8 protein-coding genes are annotated in these 19,088 nt (G+C 35.5%); 2 read left to right on the plus strand and 6 right to left on the minus strand.

Going from position 1 to position 19,088, the window contains the following annotated elements:
* Positions 1-292 precede the first annotated feature (292 nt).
* Positions 293-4,390, plus strand: a complete 4,098-nt coding sequence (locus OM075_RS15950; RefSeq protein WP_301191533.1) for a hybrid sensor histidine kinase/response regulator transcription factor — start codon at positions 293-295, stop codon at positions 4,388-4,390.
* A 117-nt stretch (positions 4,391-4,507) separates the two neighbouring features.
* On the opposite strand, the gene OM075_RS15955 is transcribed toward OM075_RS15950, so the two are convergent.
* Entirely contained in the window at positions 4,508-4,882 is a 375-nt protein-coding gene (locus OM075_RS15955) for a DDE-type integrase/transposase/recombinase (protein WP_301191534.1), read from the minus strand.
* A gap of 350 nt (positions 4,883-5,232) precedes the next feature.
* On the opposite strand from OM075_RS15955, the gene OM075_RS15960 reads away from it, so the two are divergent.
* Entirely contained in the window at positions 5,233-7,707 is a 2,475-nt protein-coding gene (locus OM075_RS15960; RefSeq protein WP_301191535.1) for a glycoside hydrolase family 95 protein, read from the plus strand.
* Between the two features lie 68 nt (positions 7,708-7,775).
* Here OM075_RS15960 and OM075_RS15965 read toward each other — a convergent pair whose 3' ends face one another.
* From OM075_RS15965 to OM075_RS15985, 5 genes are all read right to left on the minus strand, one after another.
* Complete coding sequence (locus OM075_RS15965; protein WP_301191536.1) at positions 7,776-10,415, minus strand: glycoside hydrolase family 3 C-terminal domain-containing protein; 2,640 nt, start codon at positions 10,413-10,415, stop codon at positions 7,776-7,778.
* Between the two features lie 42 nt (positions 10,416-10,457).
* Entirely contained in the window at positions 10,458-14,201 is a 3,744-nt protein-coding gene (locus OM075_RS15970) for a pectinesterase family protein (protein WP_301191537.1), read from the minus strand.
* 316 nt (positions 14,202-14,517) lie between these two features.
* Positions 14,518-16,191 carry a glycoside hydrolase family 28 protein gene (locus OM075_RS15975; protein WP_301191538.1) on the minus strand — a complete coding sequence of 558 codons (1,674 nt, stop codon included), beginning with the start codon at positions 16,189-16,191 and terminating at the stop codon, positions 14,518-14,520.
* A 9-nt stretch (positions 16,192-16,200) separates the two neighbouring features.
* Positions 16,201-17,844: a glycoside hydrolase family 43 protein gene (locus tag OM075_RS15980; RefSeq protein ID WP_301191539.1), complete on the minus strand. Its 1,644-nt coding sequence runs from the start codon at positions 17,842-17,844 to the stop codon at positions 16,201-16,203.
* 31 nt (positions 17,845-17,875) lie between these two features.
* Positions 17,876-19,087 (minus strand): glycoside hydrolase family 88/105 protein, encoded by a 1,212-nt coding sequence (locus OM075_RS15985; RefSeq protein WP_301191540.1) that lies wholly within the window; start codon positions 19,085-19,087, stop codon positions 17,876-17,878.
* Between the last annotated feature and the right edge of the window lies 1 nt (position 19,088).

Genomic DNA, 19,088 nt, shown 5'->3' on the forward strand with positions numbered 1-19,088 from the left:
ATTTAACAGATAATTTTTCTTTTGATTCAAATTTGAACCCATTCTGATTTTTTCATTCATGATTAACAATTTTCTTAATACTATTTTTGACTTTTAAGGAACACATCAAAATTAGTTTGAGAAGAGACTAAAGGGGGGATGATATTTTACTTACAAAGAACTCTTTTCTTATTTAACAGATCTTTATTTTACTAATTATGGACGGTATTTTATCACCTGAAAAAATCAGGCTATACAGGCTTCATTTTAAGGACAAAAGGATTTATCTTTGTTAAGAACTCAAACAGCACTAATGAAGGAATTGCATACACCTTTTTATAAGTTCACCAATATTTCAAAATTTACAGGCTTGTACTTGTTCAATATTAAAAAGCTGGTTTTTATCATCATCATTTTATTTATAGTTATAGATTCATTTTCACAAAACACAACAACTATTGATAAAATAAATACTTCGCATGGCTTATCGGATAACTACATTCTAAGTATCAATCAGGACGAAAATGGTTTTATGTGGTTTGGAACTGAATGGGGACTGAATAGGTTTGACAGTAAAACTTTTAATGTATACAAAGCCAAACCATCCAATAAGTTTACGGTAAACCACAATGGGACTAATAAGGTTTTGGTGGATACTGTTGATCATTTAATATGGATTGGAACCAAGGGTGGAGGATTAAACGTACTTGATCAGAAAACACAAGAATTTTATAAATACCCTACCTCTCCTAATGAGCCCAACAGCACAAAAACATCAGGAATCACTGATTTACAACTCGATAAAAAAGGCAACTTATGGATTGCAACCTATAATCATGGCATAAAAAAACTCAATAAGAAAAACAACACCATTAGTGACATTAATTTAAGAAACATATCTCTTCCTAAAAATTACAAAATCAAGTGCATACTAGACGATCACCAAGGTAATTTATATATTGGACACTGGGGAAATGGGTTTACTGTTCTTTCTACAGAAAAACTAACCACAAAACACTTTGAATATGATCCAAACACTCCTGATGGGCTTCCAGGTAATGAAGTTATGAGCATTTTTATGGATTCTTTCCATAACCTATGGGTTGGCACACATAATGGTCTTGCAATTTATGACCCTAAAAAAGATACATTTACCAATTTCCATCATAACCAGGAACATTTAAATGGCTTGTCTGATGATGACATTCATGTAATAAAAGAAATAGATGAGCAGCTTTGGATAGGAACCTGGAAAGGAGGAATAAATATTCTGGACCTAAAAACGGCTAATTTAGATGATACTAAAAGCGTACACTTCAAACACATCTTGTCAAATGATTTACCTTCGGGACTATCCTCGCCTTCTATTGAAGATATTTTCCAGGACACGTATGGCAATATTTGGATAGGCACTTCCGGTGAAGGTATAAATGTAATAAGTCACACAAAACCATACTTTAGCAAACTATCTTATTCGCCAATAAAAGGTTATACAAATAGTCTAAGTGATAAAACTGTAAATTGCGTAAAAATAGATTCGAACAATAATTTATGGGTTGGACTTGGGAATGGGTATGTTGACCTTTATAAAAAAAATAATACAACAGGGGTTCATAACAAGTATAAAAGCATTTTTCTCGACAATTATATTCTCTGCTCAATGGAAGACCATGATGGTAACATGTGGTTTGGGAGAAATATGGATGGTATTATATTTTATAATCCAAAAACTGAACTCTTAAAAAAAATTGATGTATTTAATAACGAGGAACAAATCGAATATATTAGTTCTCTTTACGAAGATCAAAACCAAAACATTTGGATTGGAACAAACTATGGCATCATTGTTTATAATTTAAATGATAAATCTATCATCAAATATGATGGAAAAGCCATTGGCCTGGTTGATAATTATATTAGAGATATTGTACAGGATATCAATGGGAATTTTTGGATCGGGAGTGCAATAAATGGAGTTAGCGTAGTAACTCATGATTTTGAGCTGATTCGGAATTTTAACACATCAAATCGCTTGCATTCAGATATTATCAGCCATATCTATGCCGATTCTCAGAATCAGATATGGATATGTACAAATAATGGGATAAGTATCTTTCCCCATATTAAAGAAAAAGATTATGACTATATCGAATTTATTAATGATAGTAATGGTATTCGCGACAACTACACCCATTCAATAAGCGAAGGCAAAAATGGTGAAATGTGGATAACAACCAATTCAGGTATCTCCAAATACATTACCAATTCCGGCCGGATAGAAAATTATACCAATAGTGACGGGATCCTTACCGCGACATTTAAAAATGGAGCGGTTACAAAATCTTCGGATGGGACTATATATTTCGGGTCTCAAAACGGTATTTGCTATTTTAATTCAACCGATAGTATTATTCAAAAAAAAATGCCTCCGGTTGTAATAACAAACATCGACATATATGACTCTAAAGATGATATTACTATTAAAAAGACCCATCTCCCCAATCATAGGATGAATAAACTAAAATATTCACAAAATACAATATCCATTGATTTTAACATTCTTGATTATGGATTAAAAAAACAAGTTGAGTATGCTTTTCTTTTAGAAAGGATGGAAGACTATACCTGGCATCAAACTCAAATGCAAAACAATGTCACTTTCCGAAATTTATCGCCAGGAGAATACACATTTATAGTAAAAGCAAAAATTTATAACCAATATTGGTCTGATCAGGCAGAGAGCATTTCATTTAAAATCTATCCTCCCTTATGGCTTTCCTGGTGGGCAAAAGTTCTGTATTCTTTTACTTTTATGATTATAGCTTTTGGCATTGTGTTTTTTTTCAGACATAAGCTAAAACTTGAAAACCAGTTAATACTTCAAAAACAAAGTAACAGACAAGAACATGAACTTCATACCGAAAAAATGCAGTTCTTCACCAATATTACCCATGAACTAAAAACACCCTTAACTCTGATAATTGGTCCACTGGAAGATATATTACAAAACAGTACCGAAAATAAGAAAAAATTATCCCTTATTCACAAAAATGCCATTCGCCTTCTGCATTTAATCAATCAACTCATGGAGTTCAGAAAAAGCGAAACCAACCATAGAAAACTGACTGTTACAAAAGATGATATTACTTTTATTTTGCAGGATATAGTATTAAAATTTAAAGATCTAAATAAAAATGAAAAAGTATCAATTGATTTACTAATAGAGGATTCTGAAACGGTATATTTTGACAAGGAAGTTGTTTCGATTATTATGGATAATTTAATTTCAAATTCTATAAAAAACACCCAGGAAGGATCTGTTTTAGTTAAGGTTCGAATTATAAATAAGGTTGAGACAAAGTATCTGGAAATTGAAGTTGCTGATACGGGTTTGGGTATTCCGGAAGAAGATTTAGAGCATATTTTCGACAGGTATTACCAGGTTAAAAGAAACAAACAGATTTCCGGCACCGGTATTGGCTTGGCATTGGTTAAAAATCTGGTAAAACTACACAAGGGCTCCATTTCGATCAAAAGTAAAATAAATCAGGGCACTCATGTTTTTGTTCAATTTATGGTGAATGAATTTTATCCTGAAGCTGAGCATATACAACCTGATTATATCCCCAAAGAAACGAATAAGATTTTTACAAAACGCTTATTAATTGTAGAAGATGATGAAGATATTTTGGATTACATCTCTGAAATCTTCAGTGATTCCTTTGAAATAATTACCGCAGTAAATGGTCAGAATGCTTTTGAATTAGCAAAAAAGGACATCCCCGATATTATTGTTAGCGATGTTATGATGCCCATTATGGATGGTATTGAATTGTGTAACGATATTAAAAATAATATACTCACTTCCCATATCCCCATAGTGTTATTAACAGCAAAGGATTCTACCACAGATCAAACTGAAGGATATTTAATTGGTGCGGATTCATACCTAACCAAACCATTTAGCGCTAGTTTACTTAAATCCAGAATCATAAACCTATTACAAGGCAGAGAAAAATTATCAAAATATTACACCTCAAATATTTATAAAACAGATATTATATCAAATTCAATCTCTGATCTGGATGACAGTTTCATAAAAAAAACGATTTCAATTATTGAAGAAAATCTAGGGCAGGAAAAAATTAGTGTTTCTTTATTGGCGGGTCAACATAATATGAGCTATTCCTCATTCTCAAGGAAGATAAAAGCTGTAACCGGCATTACTGCCAACGAATTTGTCAGGGATATTAAATTAAACAACGCTGAACAACTCATATTAACCAAGAAATATTCCATTTCTGAAATTGCTCTACTAACAGGTTACAATAGCATGTCCTATTTTAGGGATGCTTTTAAAGAAAAATTTGGGTGTCTGCCTTCTGAATATATCCACAGTATACAAAAGTGATTTTGTATACTGCGTGATTATTATTCTTAGAAAAACAGCAGGTTATAAACCAATTAAAGAATTTCGGTTCTGTCGCATTAATAAGTAAGATGTTTATTCATTTATAAATTAAACCTATTATGCAGCTAAACTTTTAAAGATTTGCCAATTAGACAGACCTCTCCCATTAATGACTTGTTTCTTCTGAATTATTCGCATTAATTCAAGTCCGGTTAAAGTATTTATTGCCGAAGAAAAACTCTTAAAGCCAAGCATGGGATTAGTCCTTCTTTTTATGAATCGGTGGTCCTGTTCTATTCGATTATTAAGGTATTTGCTACAGCGTTTTTCAATTCGGGTTATTTCACCACAGTTTATATAATCGTCATTGATCTGATCCAAGGCTGCTATATTGGCTCCACTTTTGTCGATGGTGACTTTCTCTGGAATTCCATTATTAGCGAATGCCTTATAAAAGAATGTCAGTGCAGTTTTATTCTGGAAAAGTCCCAAAACCCCAAAAATTATTCAAAAAAAGACCGTTTTTGAGACTTTTCCGAGCCGGCTTCGGGAGACGTTCGGGTAGCGCTCGGGTTTGTTCGGGTGGTGTTCGGATAAGCATTGGCTATGGTACCCGAACACAACCCAAAAACATATGCAAAATTATCCCAACTACACCGAGGTTGCTTCATAACTAATACGGATAGTTCCTGCTTAAAACTCTTGCTTTAACAAGTATTTTTTAAAATGCCCCCCTTGCTTTTTCGATTTAACCCATATATGGAAATGAACTTTCTTTAATTTTATCATGTATTTAAAAAATATATATGATCGTGTGGTTAACACATTGAAATTTTTAAAAAATGAAGAATCTAATTTATTTTACGGGACTTATCATCACCCTGATGTCTTGTTCAAAAGGTGATAGTAAAAAAGCGAATCTGCTGAAATTATGGTATTCAAAACCTGCTACTGCATGGGAAGAAGCCTTGCCACTTGGCAATGGACGTTTAGGGGCAATGGTTTTTGGTACTGTTGAAAAAGAACACCTGCAATTGAACGAAGAAACTGTATGGGCAGGAGAACCCGGAAATAACCTACCCAAAGGTTTTAAGGATGTTTTACCCCAGGTTAGAGAACTTGTATTTGCTGGAAAGTATAAAGAAGCTGAAGAGTTAACAATGACAGTAACTCCCCGACATGCCCCGGAATGGAATAACTATGGCATGCCATACCAAACTGTAGGAGATTTATTTATTGAATTTCCGCATCAACAAAATTACAGCAATTATTATAGAGAGTTGGATATAAGCAATGCTTTAAGCAAAACTTCGTACGAAGTAGATGGGACAACATTTAATCGTGAATATTTCATTTCTGCGCCGGATCAGGTTATGGTTGTTCGCTTAACCGCTAGTAAAAAGGGGCAAATTTCCTGTACCCTCAAAATGGATTCCCCACATTCTCAACATAAAGTATCTACTTTAAATAAGCAATTGATTTTAACAGGAAACGGAGAAAATGTAAAGAACAAAAAAGGGAAAATTCGTTTTCACACTTCTGTAAAACCGGTTCTTTCCGGTGGTGAACTGATACAGGGAGCAGACCACTTAGATATCAAAAATGCTGACACTGTTACTGTTTTTGTATCTATTGGAACAAATTTTAAAAACTACAAGGATATTAGTAACGATGAAACAAAAGCTTCTGAAGGGTATTTAGCAAATGCTATTAATGAGCCATACGGAGCGCTAAAAAGCAACCATATTAAGGATTACAAACAATACTTTGATAAAGTGGAGCTTGACCTTGGAATAACCGACTCCATAAAAAACCCGATAGATCAGCGAATTGTAGATTTTAACAAAGGCTATGATCCTCAGTTGGTTTCACTTTACTTCCAGTTTGGGCGTTATTTATTAATATCATCTTCCCGTCCGGGTACACAACCTGCCAATCTCCAAGGCATCTGGAATTGCAAGAACAACCCTCCCTGGGATAGTAAATATACTGTAAACATTAACACTGAAATGAATTACTGGCCAGCGGAAGTGACTAATTTATCAGAGATGCACAAACCCTTGTTTTCAATGTTAAAGGATTTGTCAATTATTGGACAGGAAACAGCGAAAGAAATGTATGGAGCCAGGGGCTGGGCTATGCATCACAATACGGATATATGGCGAATTACCGGACCAGTAGATGGTGCCTTTTATGGTATGTGGCCAATGGGAGGAGCTTGGTTAACCCAGCATTTGTGGTATCATTATTTATATTCAGGTGACAAATTATTTTTAAGGGAAATTTACCCAATATTAAAAGGAGCTGCATTGTATTACGTTGATGTTTTACAGCAAGAACCCGAAAATGGATGGATGGTGGTGTCCCCTTGTATGTCACCGGAAAACAAACATCCGCACCAAACCTCAATGGCTGCAGGAAACACTATGGATAACCAGTTAGTTTTTGATGTTTTTTCGAATTTGATGTCAGCTTCTGATATATTAGATACAGATAAGGATTTTGCCAGGGAAGTAAAAGTAATGTTTGATAAATTACCCCCCATGCAGATTGGAAAGCATAGCCAATTGCAAGAGTGGCTTCAGGATTGGGACCGAACAAACGATCACCACCGCCATGTATCTCATTTGTATGGATTATTCCCGGGAAGCCAGATTTCACCATTCTCCAATCCTGAATTATTCCAGGCAGCAAAAAATTCACTGATATACCGGGGCGACAAATCTACAGGATGGTCAATGGGGTGGAAAGTAAATTTGTGGGCCAGGTTGCTGGATGGAAACAAAGCGTTCAAACTCATAAAAGATCAGCTATCGCCGGCTCCAATTGAAAAAAAAGGGGAGCATGGTGGCACCTACCCTAATTTGTTTGATGCCCATCCCCCATTCCAAATTGATGGAAATTTTGGATGTACTTCTGGTATTGCTGAGATGTTGTTACAATCATACGATGGCGATATTTATTTACTTCCTGCATTACCCAAGGAATGGAAAAAAGGTTCTGTAAAGGGATTAAAAACCATTGGGGGCTTTACTATTGATATGGTATGGGACGACTGGCAGGTGAAGCAGCTTGTTGTACATTCCTCTGTTGGCGGAAATTGCAGACTCAGAACAATGAATAATTTAAAAGGAGACGTAACTCTAAATAAGGTAAAGGATGGAATGGAAAATCCTAATCCTTTGTTTACAAAAACAAAAATAAAGACCCCAATTATAAGCAAAAAAGCCTCTGTTCAATCTTTAGAATTACCAAAAACAAACTTGTTTGAATTTGATTCAGAGAATGGCAAAAACTATTTATTTAAGGCGTTATAAGGCTAAAGGCAAACCAGTGAAGCATCCTGCTTCACTGGTTCTACACATACAAACATTGATTTATAATCCTATTTTATTTTAAAAAACTGATGACCCAAAACTTTAAAACTAGCCTTAATTACTTCTGTAGACAAAGCATCGTTATCACCACTAAAACCAGGTTGCTCACCTCCCACATAAATATCAAATGTACCAGGTTCAATAACTCGTTGAGTCTTTTTATTAATCATAGATAATTGTCGTGGTGTTAAAGTAAATTCAATAATTTTACTTTCGCCTGCTTTTAAATGAATCCTGTCAAACCCTTCCAGCTGATGGATAGGACGAGGAGTAGAAGATTTTACATCTGAAATATAAAGCTGTACTACTTCATCACCATCTCTATCACCAACATTAGTAACTTTTACCGATACATTCAAGGTATCGCCGGCTTTTGTTTGAGTTGGCAATTGCAAATCTGAATATTTAAAACTGGTATAACTTAATCCATATCCGAACGGGTACAGAGGTTTTCCTTTATAATATCGATAGGTTCTGTTTTTCATATCGTAATCCTCAAACGGAGGTAATTCATCCAACGAAGCATAATATGTTATTGGTAACCGACCGGCAGGATTATAGTCTCCAAACAAAACATCAGCCAAAGCGTTCCCCCCTTGCTCACCTGGATAACCCACATTTACAATAGCATCAATATTATCTTTTGCCCAGTTAATAGCTAACGAACTTCCTGCATTTATAACTAAGATAACAGGCTTACCTGTAGCTTTAACAGCCTCTATTAATTCTTCCTGCTGCTTTGGCAATGAAATATCATTTCGATCTCCACCTTCTCCTTCCAGGCGTTGCGACAATCCAACTACAACAACTGCAACATCGGCTTCTTTTGTGACTTTTACAGCGTCATCAATTAAGTTTTTATCGGGCATTGCCCATAATAAACAGGCCTGAGCATTCGTTTCATCGGTGTAAAATTCAATCTCAATATGATATTTCTTACCCCCTTCTAATACCAATCTGTCGGTAGCATATTGAGGATGATGAGCAGATCCTTTTCCTATGGAAATTTCTTTGCCTTCAATTTTAATGGTCATTCCTCGTTTGGCATACAATCCTAGCTCATAAGTTCCATTTGCAGGAGGCAACAGATAACCTTTCCAACGAATAGAAAAAGTATCAACTAACGTTTTTGAAACAGGAGCATATTGCCATGAAAAATCAATTTTATCATCAACCCTGGTAAATTCAGGCTCCCCTGAACATTGAGTATTATTAAAATACGCCCCTTCTAATCCTTGTCGGCCATCTTCTGTTTGCAGATATACTGATGAAATAGGTTTTAAATTTAATGTTTCATCATCAAGGTGGGAACCTTCTGCATAAAGCACTTTTATTTGAGGTTCTACTTTATTTTTAATTCCTTTAAAAAAGGTAACAGGATTTTTAGGTGTTCCATGATAATTACCAACTAATGATTCCCAGTTATCGGCATTAGGACCAATGACTGCAATCTTTTTAATCTGATCTTTAGCTAGAGGCAACAAATTATTACTATTCTTTAAAAGAACTATACTTTCCTGAGCTGCTTTTCGTGCCAACTCAGTATTAACATCAGAGCACACTATTTCAGTAGGTATTTTTGAATAAGGAACTACTTCTTCCGGATCAAACATCCCCATTTTAAAGCGAGCCATCAAAATTCTGCGTAGCGCAACATCAATCTGTTCTTCAGTAATAAAACCTTCTTTAACGGCTTCTCCCAAACTTTTATAATAACTTCTACAATTTAAATCGCATCCGCCTTTAACTCCAATAGCAGCTGCCTCTGGTTTACTTTTGGCAATATGATGACCTGTTTCTATATCCCGAATAGCACCACAGTCAGAAACTACATAACCTTCAAATCCCCAACTATCACGCAACAATTGATTTAATAAGAAATCGTGACCACTACAGGATTCTCCCCTGAAACGGTTGTAAGCACCCATTACAGAATATACTTTAGCTTCTTTAATGGTTTTAAAGAACGCAGGTAAATAAGTTTCATACAAATCCCTGTCGCTCACATCAACATCAAAAGAATGGCGTAATTTTTCAGGTCCGGAATGAACAGCAAAATGTTTAGCTGTTGCAATTGTTTTGTAATACTTAGGGTCGTTACCTTGTAAGCCCAAAATAAATTCAGTAGCCAACTCACCTGTTAAATAAGGATCTTCACCATAAGTTTCATGGCCTCTTCCCCATCGTGGATCTCTGAAAATATTAACATTAGGAGACCAAAAATCCAGCCCTGTATAGATAGTTCTTTTATTCTGGTGTAAAAACTCGTGATGTTTAGCACGTGCTTCATCTGAGATAACAGAACCGATCTCTTTCATCAACTCTTTATCGAACGACGCTGCTACACTAATTGATTGTGGAAATACGGTTGCATAGCCAGCTCGTGCAACACCATGTAAACATTCATTCCACCAGTTGTATTCAGGAATCTGTAACCGAGGAATGGATTTGGATTCATTAGTCATTTGACTGACTTTTTCATCCAATGTCATTTGACTCAATAATACATCTACCCTTTCTTCAAAGGGTAGATGATAATCCAAATAGCTAAAATCTATTGTCGTTTCCTGTGCATTACAGTAAGTCCCACTCAATGAGAAAAATCCCAATAAGCTATACAATGCAGTTACTTTTAATTTTGAAAACATACTTTGATTTAATACCTTATTAACTATACGTTTTTTCTTATTCTAAAAAGACACTTTAAATACTTCACTATTCACCTTAACAATATACAAACCGTGTATATCAAGTTTCTTTGAATAACTTCTATCCGTTGTTTTCTCGATAGAAATCAAATTCCCACTTAGAGAATAAACAGATATAACTGATGCTCCTTTTAAATTATCAATATGAAGCACAGAATCATATATATTGACAAACACCTGAGCCTCATTAAAATCACTTACCGACAAACTCACATCGTTAGTAATTTCTTCAGACAACTCACTCAAGCTACCATATTCATTTGCCGCACAAACACTATAAGTATAACTTGCACCTGATTCAGCATCAAGATCTGTATAAGAAGGTTCTGTTGTAAATCCAATAACCTCTCCATCACGAAAAACGATATAACAAATAGCATAATCCGACAAATTCCAATCTAAAATATTATTATTTATAGACAATCCTGTAGGTTTTTCTACCGGTTCAAAGTACATCCGGGGATTCCAGCTATCATTACCACTTAATACATTATCATATGTATATTGAGCTGCTTCTTCCTGAGATAACACAGCTTGTAAACCAGAAACTGTTTCACCACCTTCTCCTTCACTTTCGGTATAAGTAGTTTTTCTATTCGACAAATCAATTGCGTTTCCATTAGAATCCATACTATTATATTCGGCAAACAATTTGGGGATTACTCCCATATTTGTCCAACCTTCTACAGCTGGTAAAATATTCATCTTTGTGTTAAGATAAACTGCAATTGGTTCATTATGCCAGGGACGCCCTAATTTCAAATTTCCATCTGCCGCACCTTCATTTCCATCAATAGTGCAGCTATTAAAAACATAACCGTATTTGGTTCCGTTGACATGTGCTGGTGCTACAATAACAGATCCACTCCGCATATTATACAACGTACATTGATCAATAAATACATCTCCGGAACCATAAATATAATCAACTGCACCTTCGATATAACAATTGTATGCATAATGTCGATCATTTAAACCATTGGTTGTATACCATGTATCCTGAAAGGATTTGAAATTACAATTATTGAAAGTAAAACGATCATTGTTTGATCGCATAGCTAAAGCCATTGGGCCATTCTGAAAATCGACACCATAATTATTAACAAATGAAATATTTTCAGCATAAAAATTGCTTGCAGAAACAACCACAACAGCACAATCACTCATTCCCCACAGTTCTTTTCTATAATCCCAATCACTATATGTTGAACTTGCACTGCAGCAAATAGCAAAAGAAATAATGGTATTTTCTTTATCCTGACCTATTAAATACATATATGGTTTATCTTCAGAAATGCGGACCAATTCATTATATGTTCCCTTTTTAACAAAAATCAACCATGGAGATGTTTGATTTGAAGGTGCTCCATCAATGGCCTCCTGGATTGTTGTATAGTCTCCACTTCCATCTTTTGCCACAACTGCATCATACAATCGTGCAATTGGCTGAGGGCGATTCATTGTTTTAAATGTTAATGTTAAACCACTATATGCATTCCCTGATTTATCGGTCAGAGCTCCATCCTGCACTGTAAAAGTATATTCTGTATTATAATCAAGTTTTGTGTAACTAAACGTTACAGTTTTAGATCCAAAACTTGGAGAAAGTACCGTTGAGCCAAGAGTACAGCTACCCGTTCCGGCCATCATAGACTCATCAAAGGTTAATACTATTGAACCATTGGCAGAAGCATTTGTGGCACCTTCTGCAGGTACAGTAGATATTAATGAGGGAGCAGTTATGTCGTTTACAACAACTTTATCTGCAAACACAAAAACATTTGTTATGGCTGTTCCATCAACATCAACAGCATTCCCAATTTCCGGGCTCGAAGTGTCTGCAATCCATCTCACATACACCTTTGCCTGCCCCTCTGCATCATCCGGTAAAGTAACATTTAGATCAGCCCATGATATCCCCCATACTGAGGTAAGATCCACAGTTCCTAATTGAGTATAGGTGGTACCATCTAACGAATATTGAATAGTCATTACCGAATATCCGTGGTACGAACCAGAAAGCATAGAGTTAACCTGTACATTTTCATATCCAACGGTTGAAAACGAGGTTTGATACGCTCTTGGAGTTGCAAATTCAGATGTTGATGCCCAAAACTGAGCACATGCATAACCTGGTGAAAATGAACTGGAAGTACGAGCTAACCAACCGGTTGTTGATCCATCATTTTTTACAACGCTGAACATACCGGTATTATCCGTTGCAGAAAAATAATCAGCAGACCTGTCACTTGTAGGATCTTTTTCAGCAAAGTCCCAACCCACAATAAACGGTACCTCATCAAAACTTGCTGTATAATTTTTGTCCTCATTAACCAATACCGTACGGCTCAATTCAGTTGTGTAATCTTCCCAGTTTAAAAAGTTAGCTACAGTATTAGACACTGCTGTCATAGTTACAATTGTTCCATCCTCATACTTACCTTCTGTAGGTTCCGGACTTAATGAAACCTCGCCCCAGTTACTGCCACTAACTTCAACATTAAACGAATAGGTAGTTTTTGCGTTATAAACTGCTTTTATACTTATATCTCCATCAATAATGAACGTATAAGGGTTTTCAGATGACAACACAGTTCCTGTATTACCATTCTGCCATTCAACAAATTCATAACCAAAATTATTAGTTGCCGCCAATGTAATCTCATCCCCTTCATTATAAGTCCCGGAAGTTGGAGAAACCTCTCCTGCTGCCTCATCTGATAACAATACAGTTAGCTCTACTACATTTGTTAATTGTTTTAACCAACGTGAATCTCCAATTATACCCCCGGTTTTACTTGCTGTAGCAATAGGAGATGTTGATAATATTGTAAAATCACCACCATCAGCATTTACAAATCCTATTTCGGACAAACCTAAAGTTTCAAGCGAATTATCATTAACAGATGATGTACCACTTGAAATATTGTAACTTCCATAGTTAACCACAAGATTGTTCTCGGCAGATAATGTTCCCCCAGTCGCAACAATTATATTAGGTAAAGTTGTGGCTCCCGCCTCTGCAATAATATTATCCGAAAAAATATAATTTGAATTCGTACTATAAAGGTTTCGAACATTACATAAAGCACGGCTACTATCTTTACCCCATTTATACACAGTATTATTAGTAAATGTAAAAGTGAAATCATTACTGCTGTCTGTGGTTTGTGGATAGAAGAAACTTTCTCCGTTTAAGTAGTTATACAGTGTGGTATTAGTAACGCTTATAGAATTAACAATATGCTTTGTATAAATAAAGTTCCAACCATTATTGCCACAATCTTTTATTATACAATTATCAAATACGATAGACCCGATACTATAACCATCGTTCCCGGTCCTTAAAAAACAACGGTTAACATTTTTAATTATTACATTATAAAAGCCAAGCTCTGTAATATCTCCTATATTACCACTTATAAAATAATCAGATCCCCTGTCAATAATAACTCCATCAAACTTTAAACCACAGTTTGTAAGGGCATCTCCCATCGAAATTTGCTGGGTTATTACTGCATCACCTGCAGCTTTTAAAGTTAAAACTTTATCACTTTGAAAATTTATACCGGATGAATATGTGCCCGCTTCCAGTATTAAGACATCACCATCCATGGCATTTCCTATTACTGCCTCTATTGTGGCAGGACTAACATTTATGGATGCCCCATAACTTTGGATTATGGCAAGCATTAATCCCCAAAGTAAAATGTAAACTTTTTTCATAGATAAATCATTTAGTTGCGTAAAAACTTTTGTTTTCACACCAAATGTAAATCGCAAAAATTGCCGATAGGTATTTCATTTTACAATTACAATAGGGCTATATTGCAACTAACAATATACATGAACATTAACCAACTTAAACTACCATTAACAAGTTTAAGCCATCGCAGTATTGCACCCAAATTGTGACTCATAACTCTAAAGAAATGCTTGTTTCTATATTTTAAAGATTTGCTTATATATCAAAAAAAAGAGTAGCTCAACAGAACTACTCTTTACAAACTATAAACTTACATTTTTATGTAATTACAAAATATTATTTAAACTGCACATTATTTTCAGGAGTACCAATAACCTTCACATACTTTTTGGGATTGGATACATTTTTAAAGTCAAAATAAACGTTACCTGTTGACTCACCTTTAACAACAACCCTATGCTGATCAATATCATCCACCTTGCTATTAACAAACTTAACATCTTCACTATTCTGAACAATAATGGATTCAGGCTTTTTTACATCCAGGCTTAAGCCTTCTATTTCAATTCCTTTTGCATATCTTAGTAAAATACCTTCGTTAGATACTATTTTACTGTTTTTAATTTTAATATTCTGAACGGGCATTTCAGGGATTCCATTGATTGTGATTGCTTTTTCAACATCATAACATTCAATATCTTCAAAAACAAAATTTCTAAAACAAGGGGTTTCTTCGGTAATCGGTTCTGTGGTGATTCCTATAATATTTCCGTTTTCATCTTCTTTAATTTTTCCACCATAATACAGGTTAAAACGAATAGCATCTGTAGGGATATTGGTCATACGAACACCTTTGACGTAAATATTTTCAACAACACCTCCCCTGCCTCGTGTACTCTTAAAACGCAGACCGCAATCAGTTCCCAGGAAGGTACAATTTTCAACATACATATTTTTTACTCCTCCAGACATTTCACTACCAATAACAAAGCCTCCGTGCCCATGATAAACAACACAGTTACGAACAATAATATACTCGGTAGGAACACCGATATCACGACCTTGCTTATCTTTTCCTGATTTTATACAAATAGCATCGTCGCCCACATCAAAATTACAGTCCTCAATAATTCCATATTTACATGATTCTAAATCTATTCCATCACCATTTTGAGCAAACCAGGGATTACGAACATTAATATTCCTGACTGTAATATTTTTACACTGCAAGGGATGAATATTCCACGACGGAGAATTTTGAAAAGTAGGGCCATCAAGAAGTACGTTTTCACATTGAGTCAGGTTTATCAATTGAGGCCTGAAAAAATCTTTATAGGGTTGAAGAGCATCTACATTGTCATAATCCACTTTTCCCGAACGCACTAATTGCTCCCCGTTGTAATAAGATTCTGAGGGATACCAAGTTTTTTCGTTATAAACAAAACCCCCTCCGGCAACAACTTCTTTCCATTGTCCTTCAGTTAACTTACCTTTTTTTATTTGTCTCCAGGCACCTCCTGCCCCATCAATAACTCCCTTTCCGGTAATGGCAATATTCTTTAGATTTTTACCTGACACAGGGTTTTGACATCTGGGATTTTTTTTCCCTTCATAAAAATTATCTAAAAGCGGATATAGATTACGATCTCCACTAAATTGCAGCAAAGCTCCACCTTCTAAATGAAGATTTACATCATTTTTTAAAACAATTGGTCCGGTTAACCAAACACCCTTAGGAATAAGAACAACACCTCCATTATTTTTTGAGCATAAATCTATTGTTGAGTTAATCACTTCTGTGTTCAAAAACTTCCCATTTGAAACAGCTCCATAATTTACAATATTAAATGTATCAGTTTTAAATTCAGGAACTACAACATTTGGCATTTCAAAAGGCAAATCCAATGCTAAGTCTTTCGGTTCTGATTTTTTTACAGCATTACATGAAACACCTCCTACTAAACTTATTATTAATACCAGAGTGTATATATTCTTTGACAAATTCTTCATTTTCTATTATTATTTAGTTACTCTAAACCAATCCACATCAATCCAACCGCTATCCTTATGATATTTATGACGATTTATAAATAATCCCATCTTAGCACCAATCCATTGACCTTCGCGAGCCTTAAACGCCTGACCAATATTTATAAACTTCTTACCATTAAAACTATAGCTAAACTGACAATCGTTTTCACCTTGCATGGTAACTCTTAAATAAACAGGCTTGCTGTTTTTAATGGTTACTTTCTCATTCATAATCTCGCTGTTACCTTTATCGGCACCCTTACAAAAACCCTGAGAAAGAACAATTCCATCTTTAGTATCCTCTAAAGCCACAACACCATAGTCGCGCCCCATAATTACAAACCCGGCACGCTCCCCCTCATTTTCAGGATTGGGATGAAATGTCATTTTAACCGTAGCTGTAAATTCGGGTGCAGGAATCTTTTGAAGTAATAAATTAGGAACATCCCATAGGCTTTTATAATCTTCAGGAGTTAGTACCGAGTAAAGACGCATATTGCCATTAGCGGCATCATTAAAAACCCAGAAAGGAGAACTGTTTCCGTGCCATTGCCACTGGTATCCTGTTTTAGAATCGTTAAATTCATCACTTTCTTCAGGAGTCATTATCGGATAAGTTTTACCAACATTGGGTTTTTTATAGGATAGAACAGGATCGCCACAGCCATCATTATCCTTATCAATACCCATTAGCGGCCATCCATCTTTCCATGTCATTGGTTGTAAATGAACAATTCGACCTATGGCTCCTACATCCTGAAAATGAATAAACCAGTCTTCTCCTATTGGAGTATTAACCCATCCTCCCTGATGCGGTCCGTTAATTTCTGTTTTACCTTTAGCTAATACAATTTTGTCTTCGTAAGGACCGTAAACATTTTTAGATCTCATTACGATTTGCCATCCTGTGGGCACCCCACCGCCCGGAGCAAAAATATAGTAATAACCATCCTTTTTATAAAATTTAGGACCTTCGATAGTTGGATGTTTGCCATGGCCATCGAAAACTATAACACTTTCGGATATTGCTTTTGAGGCATCTTTATTTAGCTCACAAACCAATAATACACTTTTAAAAGATGCCCTACTTCCTGCCACTCCATGAACAAGGTAAACACGACCATCCTCATCCCATAACGGACAAGCATCTATTAAGCCTTTTCCTTCTTTTACTAATGTTAACGGAGCCCAGGGGCCGGCAGGATCTTTCGCCTTTGTCATGTAAACACCATAATCCGGATCTCCATAAAAAATATAGAATTCGTTGTTATGATAGCGAATTGATGGAGCCCAAACTCCATTACCATGCTGATGTTGTGAAAACACGTCAGCAGGAGGTAAACCATAAGGAATTGCTGCTCCAATCAGTTCCCAGTTTACCAAATCTTTTGAGTGTAAGATTTGCAGTCCGGGAATACAATTAAAGCTAGATGATGTCATATAATAATCATCACCAGCCCTACAAACATCCGGATCGGAGTAATCTGTATACAAAATAGGGTTTTTATAGGTGCCATCACCCTGATCGGCTACCCATACTTCAGAAACATAATTAGATTTTTCCTGAGCTAATACATTAGCTACTCCCACAAATATCATCAACAACAATAGTGATAATACTCTTGATTTCATTTTTAAATTCATATGTTTAATTTTTCTTTCATTACTCTTCCACTTTCCAATCTGGATTATTCTCCACCAATAAGCAGGTCATAATCAGTGGCCCAATAGCTTTTCCATCATTTGACCTGATTTTTTCTTTTATATAATATTCATAAGAACCATCTCTTACCGGATTATCAGCAGGCCCTAACCCGGCTCCTGCGCAACAATCAATTATTTCCAGGTTTCCATTTTGATCTTTCTGTACCAGATTTTTAAAGATACCATGATAGGCTTTTTTTGCAAAGGCCAAATACCTATTGCTTAATAATCCGTTTTGAATCCCCTTAAATATTCCATAGGCAAACATACATGATGCTGTTGCTTCCTGATAGTTCCCTTCTCTGTCCGGACAATCCATCACCTGCCACCACAAGCCGGAATCTTCCTGTTGAAACTGTATGATTGCATCTGTCAGATCCTGAAACATTAAAACTAATTCATTATAATCTTTATGATTCTTTGGTATGAAATCCAATACATCTACTAATGCCATATAAAGCCAGCCTACACCTCTTCCCCAAAAATTTTCAGACAATCCAGTATCCGGATCAGCCCAATACACTTTCTTTGATGCATCCCAGCCATGATAATAAAGTCCTGTTGCACCATCCTTTAAATGTTTTTTCACCAACAACAATTGGCTTGTTATATCATTTAAGCCTAAAGTGTCTCCATACATGGTTGCATATTGGGCGTAAAAAGGAAGCCCCATATAAAGGCCATCTAACCACATTTGATTGGTGTAAACCTGTTTGTGCCAGAAACCTCCCTCTTCAATTCGGGGCTGATCAGTTATCTGATCCCTAAGTATTTCTATTGCGGCACGATACCGCTCGTCATTAGTTTTAGCATAAAAGGGAAAAAGAATTTTGCCTGAGTTAATATCATCCAACTTAAAACTTTCTTTTTTGTATCCTGATATATAACCCGCTGAGTCAATCAAAACATCAACATAAGTATCTTTTACATAATTGTAGTATTTTGGAGACTCCTTTTGCTCAGACACATTAATAAGTGCCTGACAAACCAACCCTTCAACATATCCCCAACGAGGTTTACTTCGAAAATCCGTCATCCATGCTTTTGGGTTATTCTGCATCACTGCTTCTGCAAGTTGCACTGAATAACTTATTTGGCTCTTTTCTTTCTTTTTACCCGATTCACACTGTACAAATAATAAAATCAAACAGCCTGCTATTATACGTATCATA

Source organism: Plebeiibacterium sediminum (assembly GCF_026013605.1).
Taxonomy (GTDB): domain Bacteria; phylum Bacteroidota; class Bacteroidia; order Bacteroidales; family Marinilabiliaceae; genus Saccharicrinis; species Saccharicrinis sediminus.

Coding starts and splice junctions, on each gene's coding strand:
- OM075_RS15950 (WP_301191533.1), top strand. CDS start 293: ATGAAGGAATTGCATACACCTTTTTATAAGTTCACCAATATTTCAAAA.
- OM075_RS15960 (WP_301191535.1), top strand. CDS start 5,233: ATGAAGAATCTAATTTATTTTACGGGACTTATCATCACCCTGATGTCT.
- OM075_RS15965 (WP_301191536.1), bottom strand. CDS start 10,415: ATGTTTTCAAAATTAAAAGTAACTGCATTGTATAGCTTATTGGGATTT.
- OM075_RS15970 (WP_301191537.1), bottom strand. CDS start 14,201: ATGAAAAAAGTTTACATTTTACTTTGGGGATTAATGCTTGCCATAATC.
- OM075_RS15975 (WP_301191538.1), bottom strand. CDS start 16,191: ATGAAGAATTTGTCAAAGAATATATACACTCTGGTATTAATAATAAGT.
- OM075_RS15980 (WP_301191539.1), bottom strand. CDS start 17,844: ATGAAATCAAGAGTATTATCACTATTGTTGTTGATGATATTTGTGGGA.
- OM075_RS15985 (WP_301191540.1), bottom strand. CDS start 19,087: ATGATACGTATAATAGCAGGCTGTTTGATTTTATTATTTGTACAGTGT.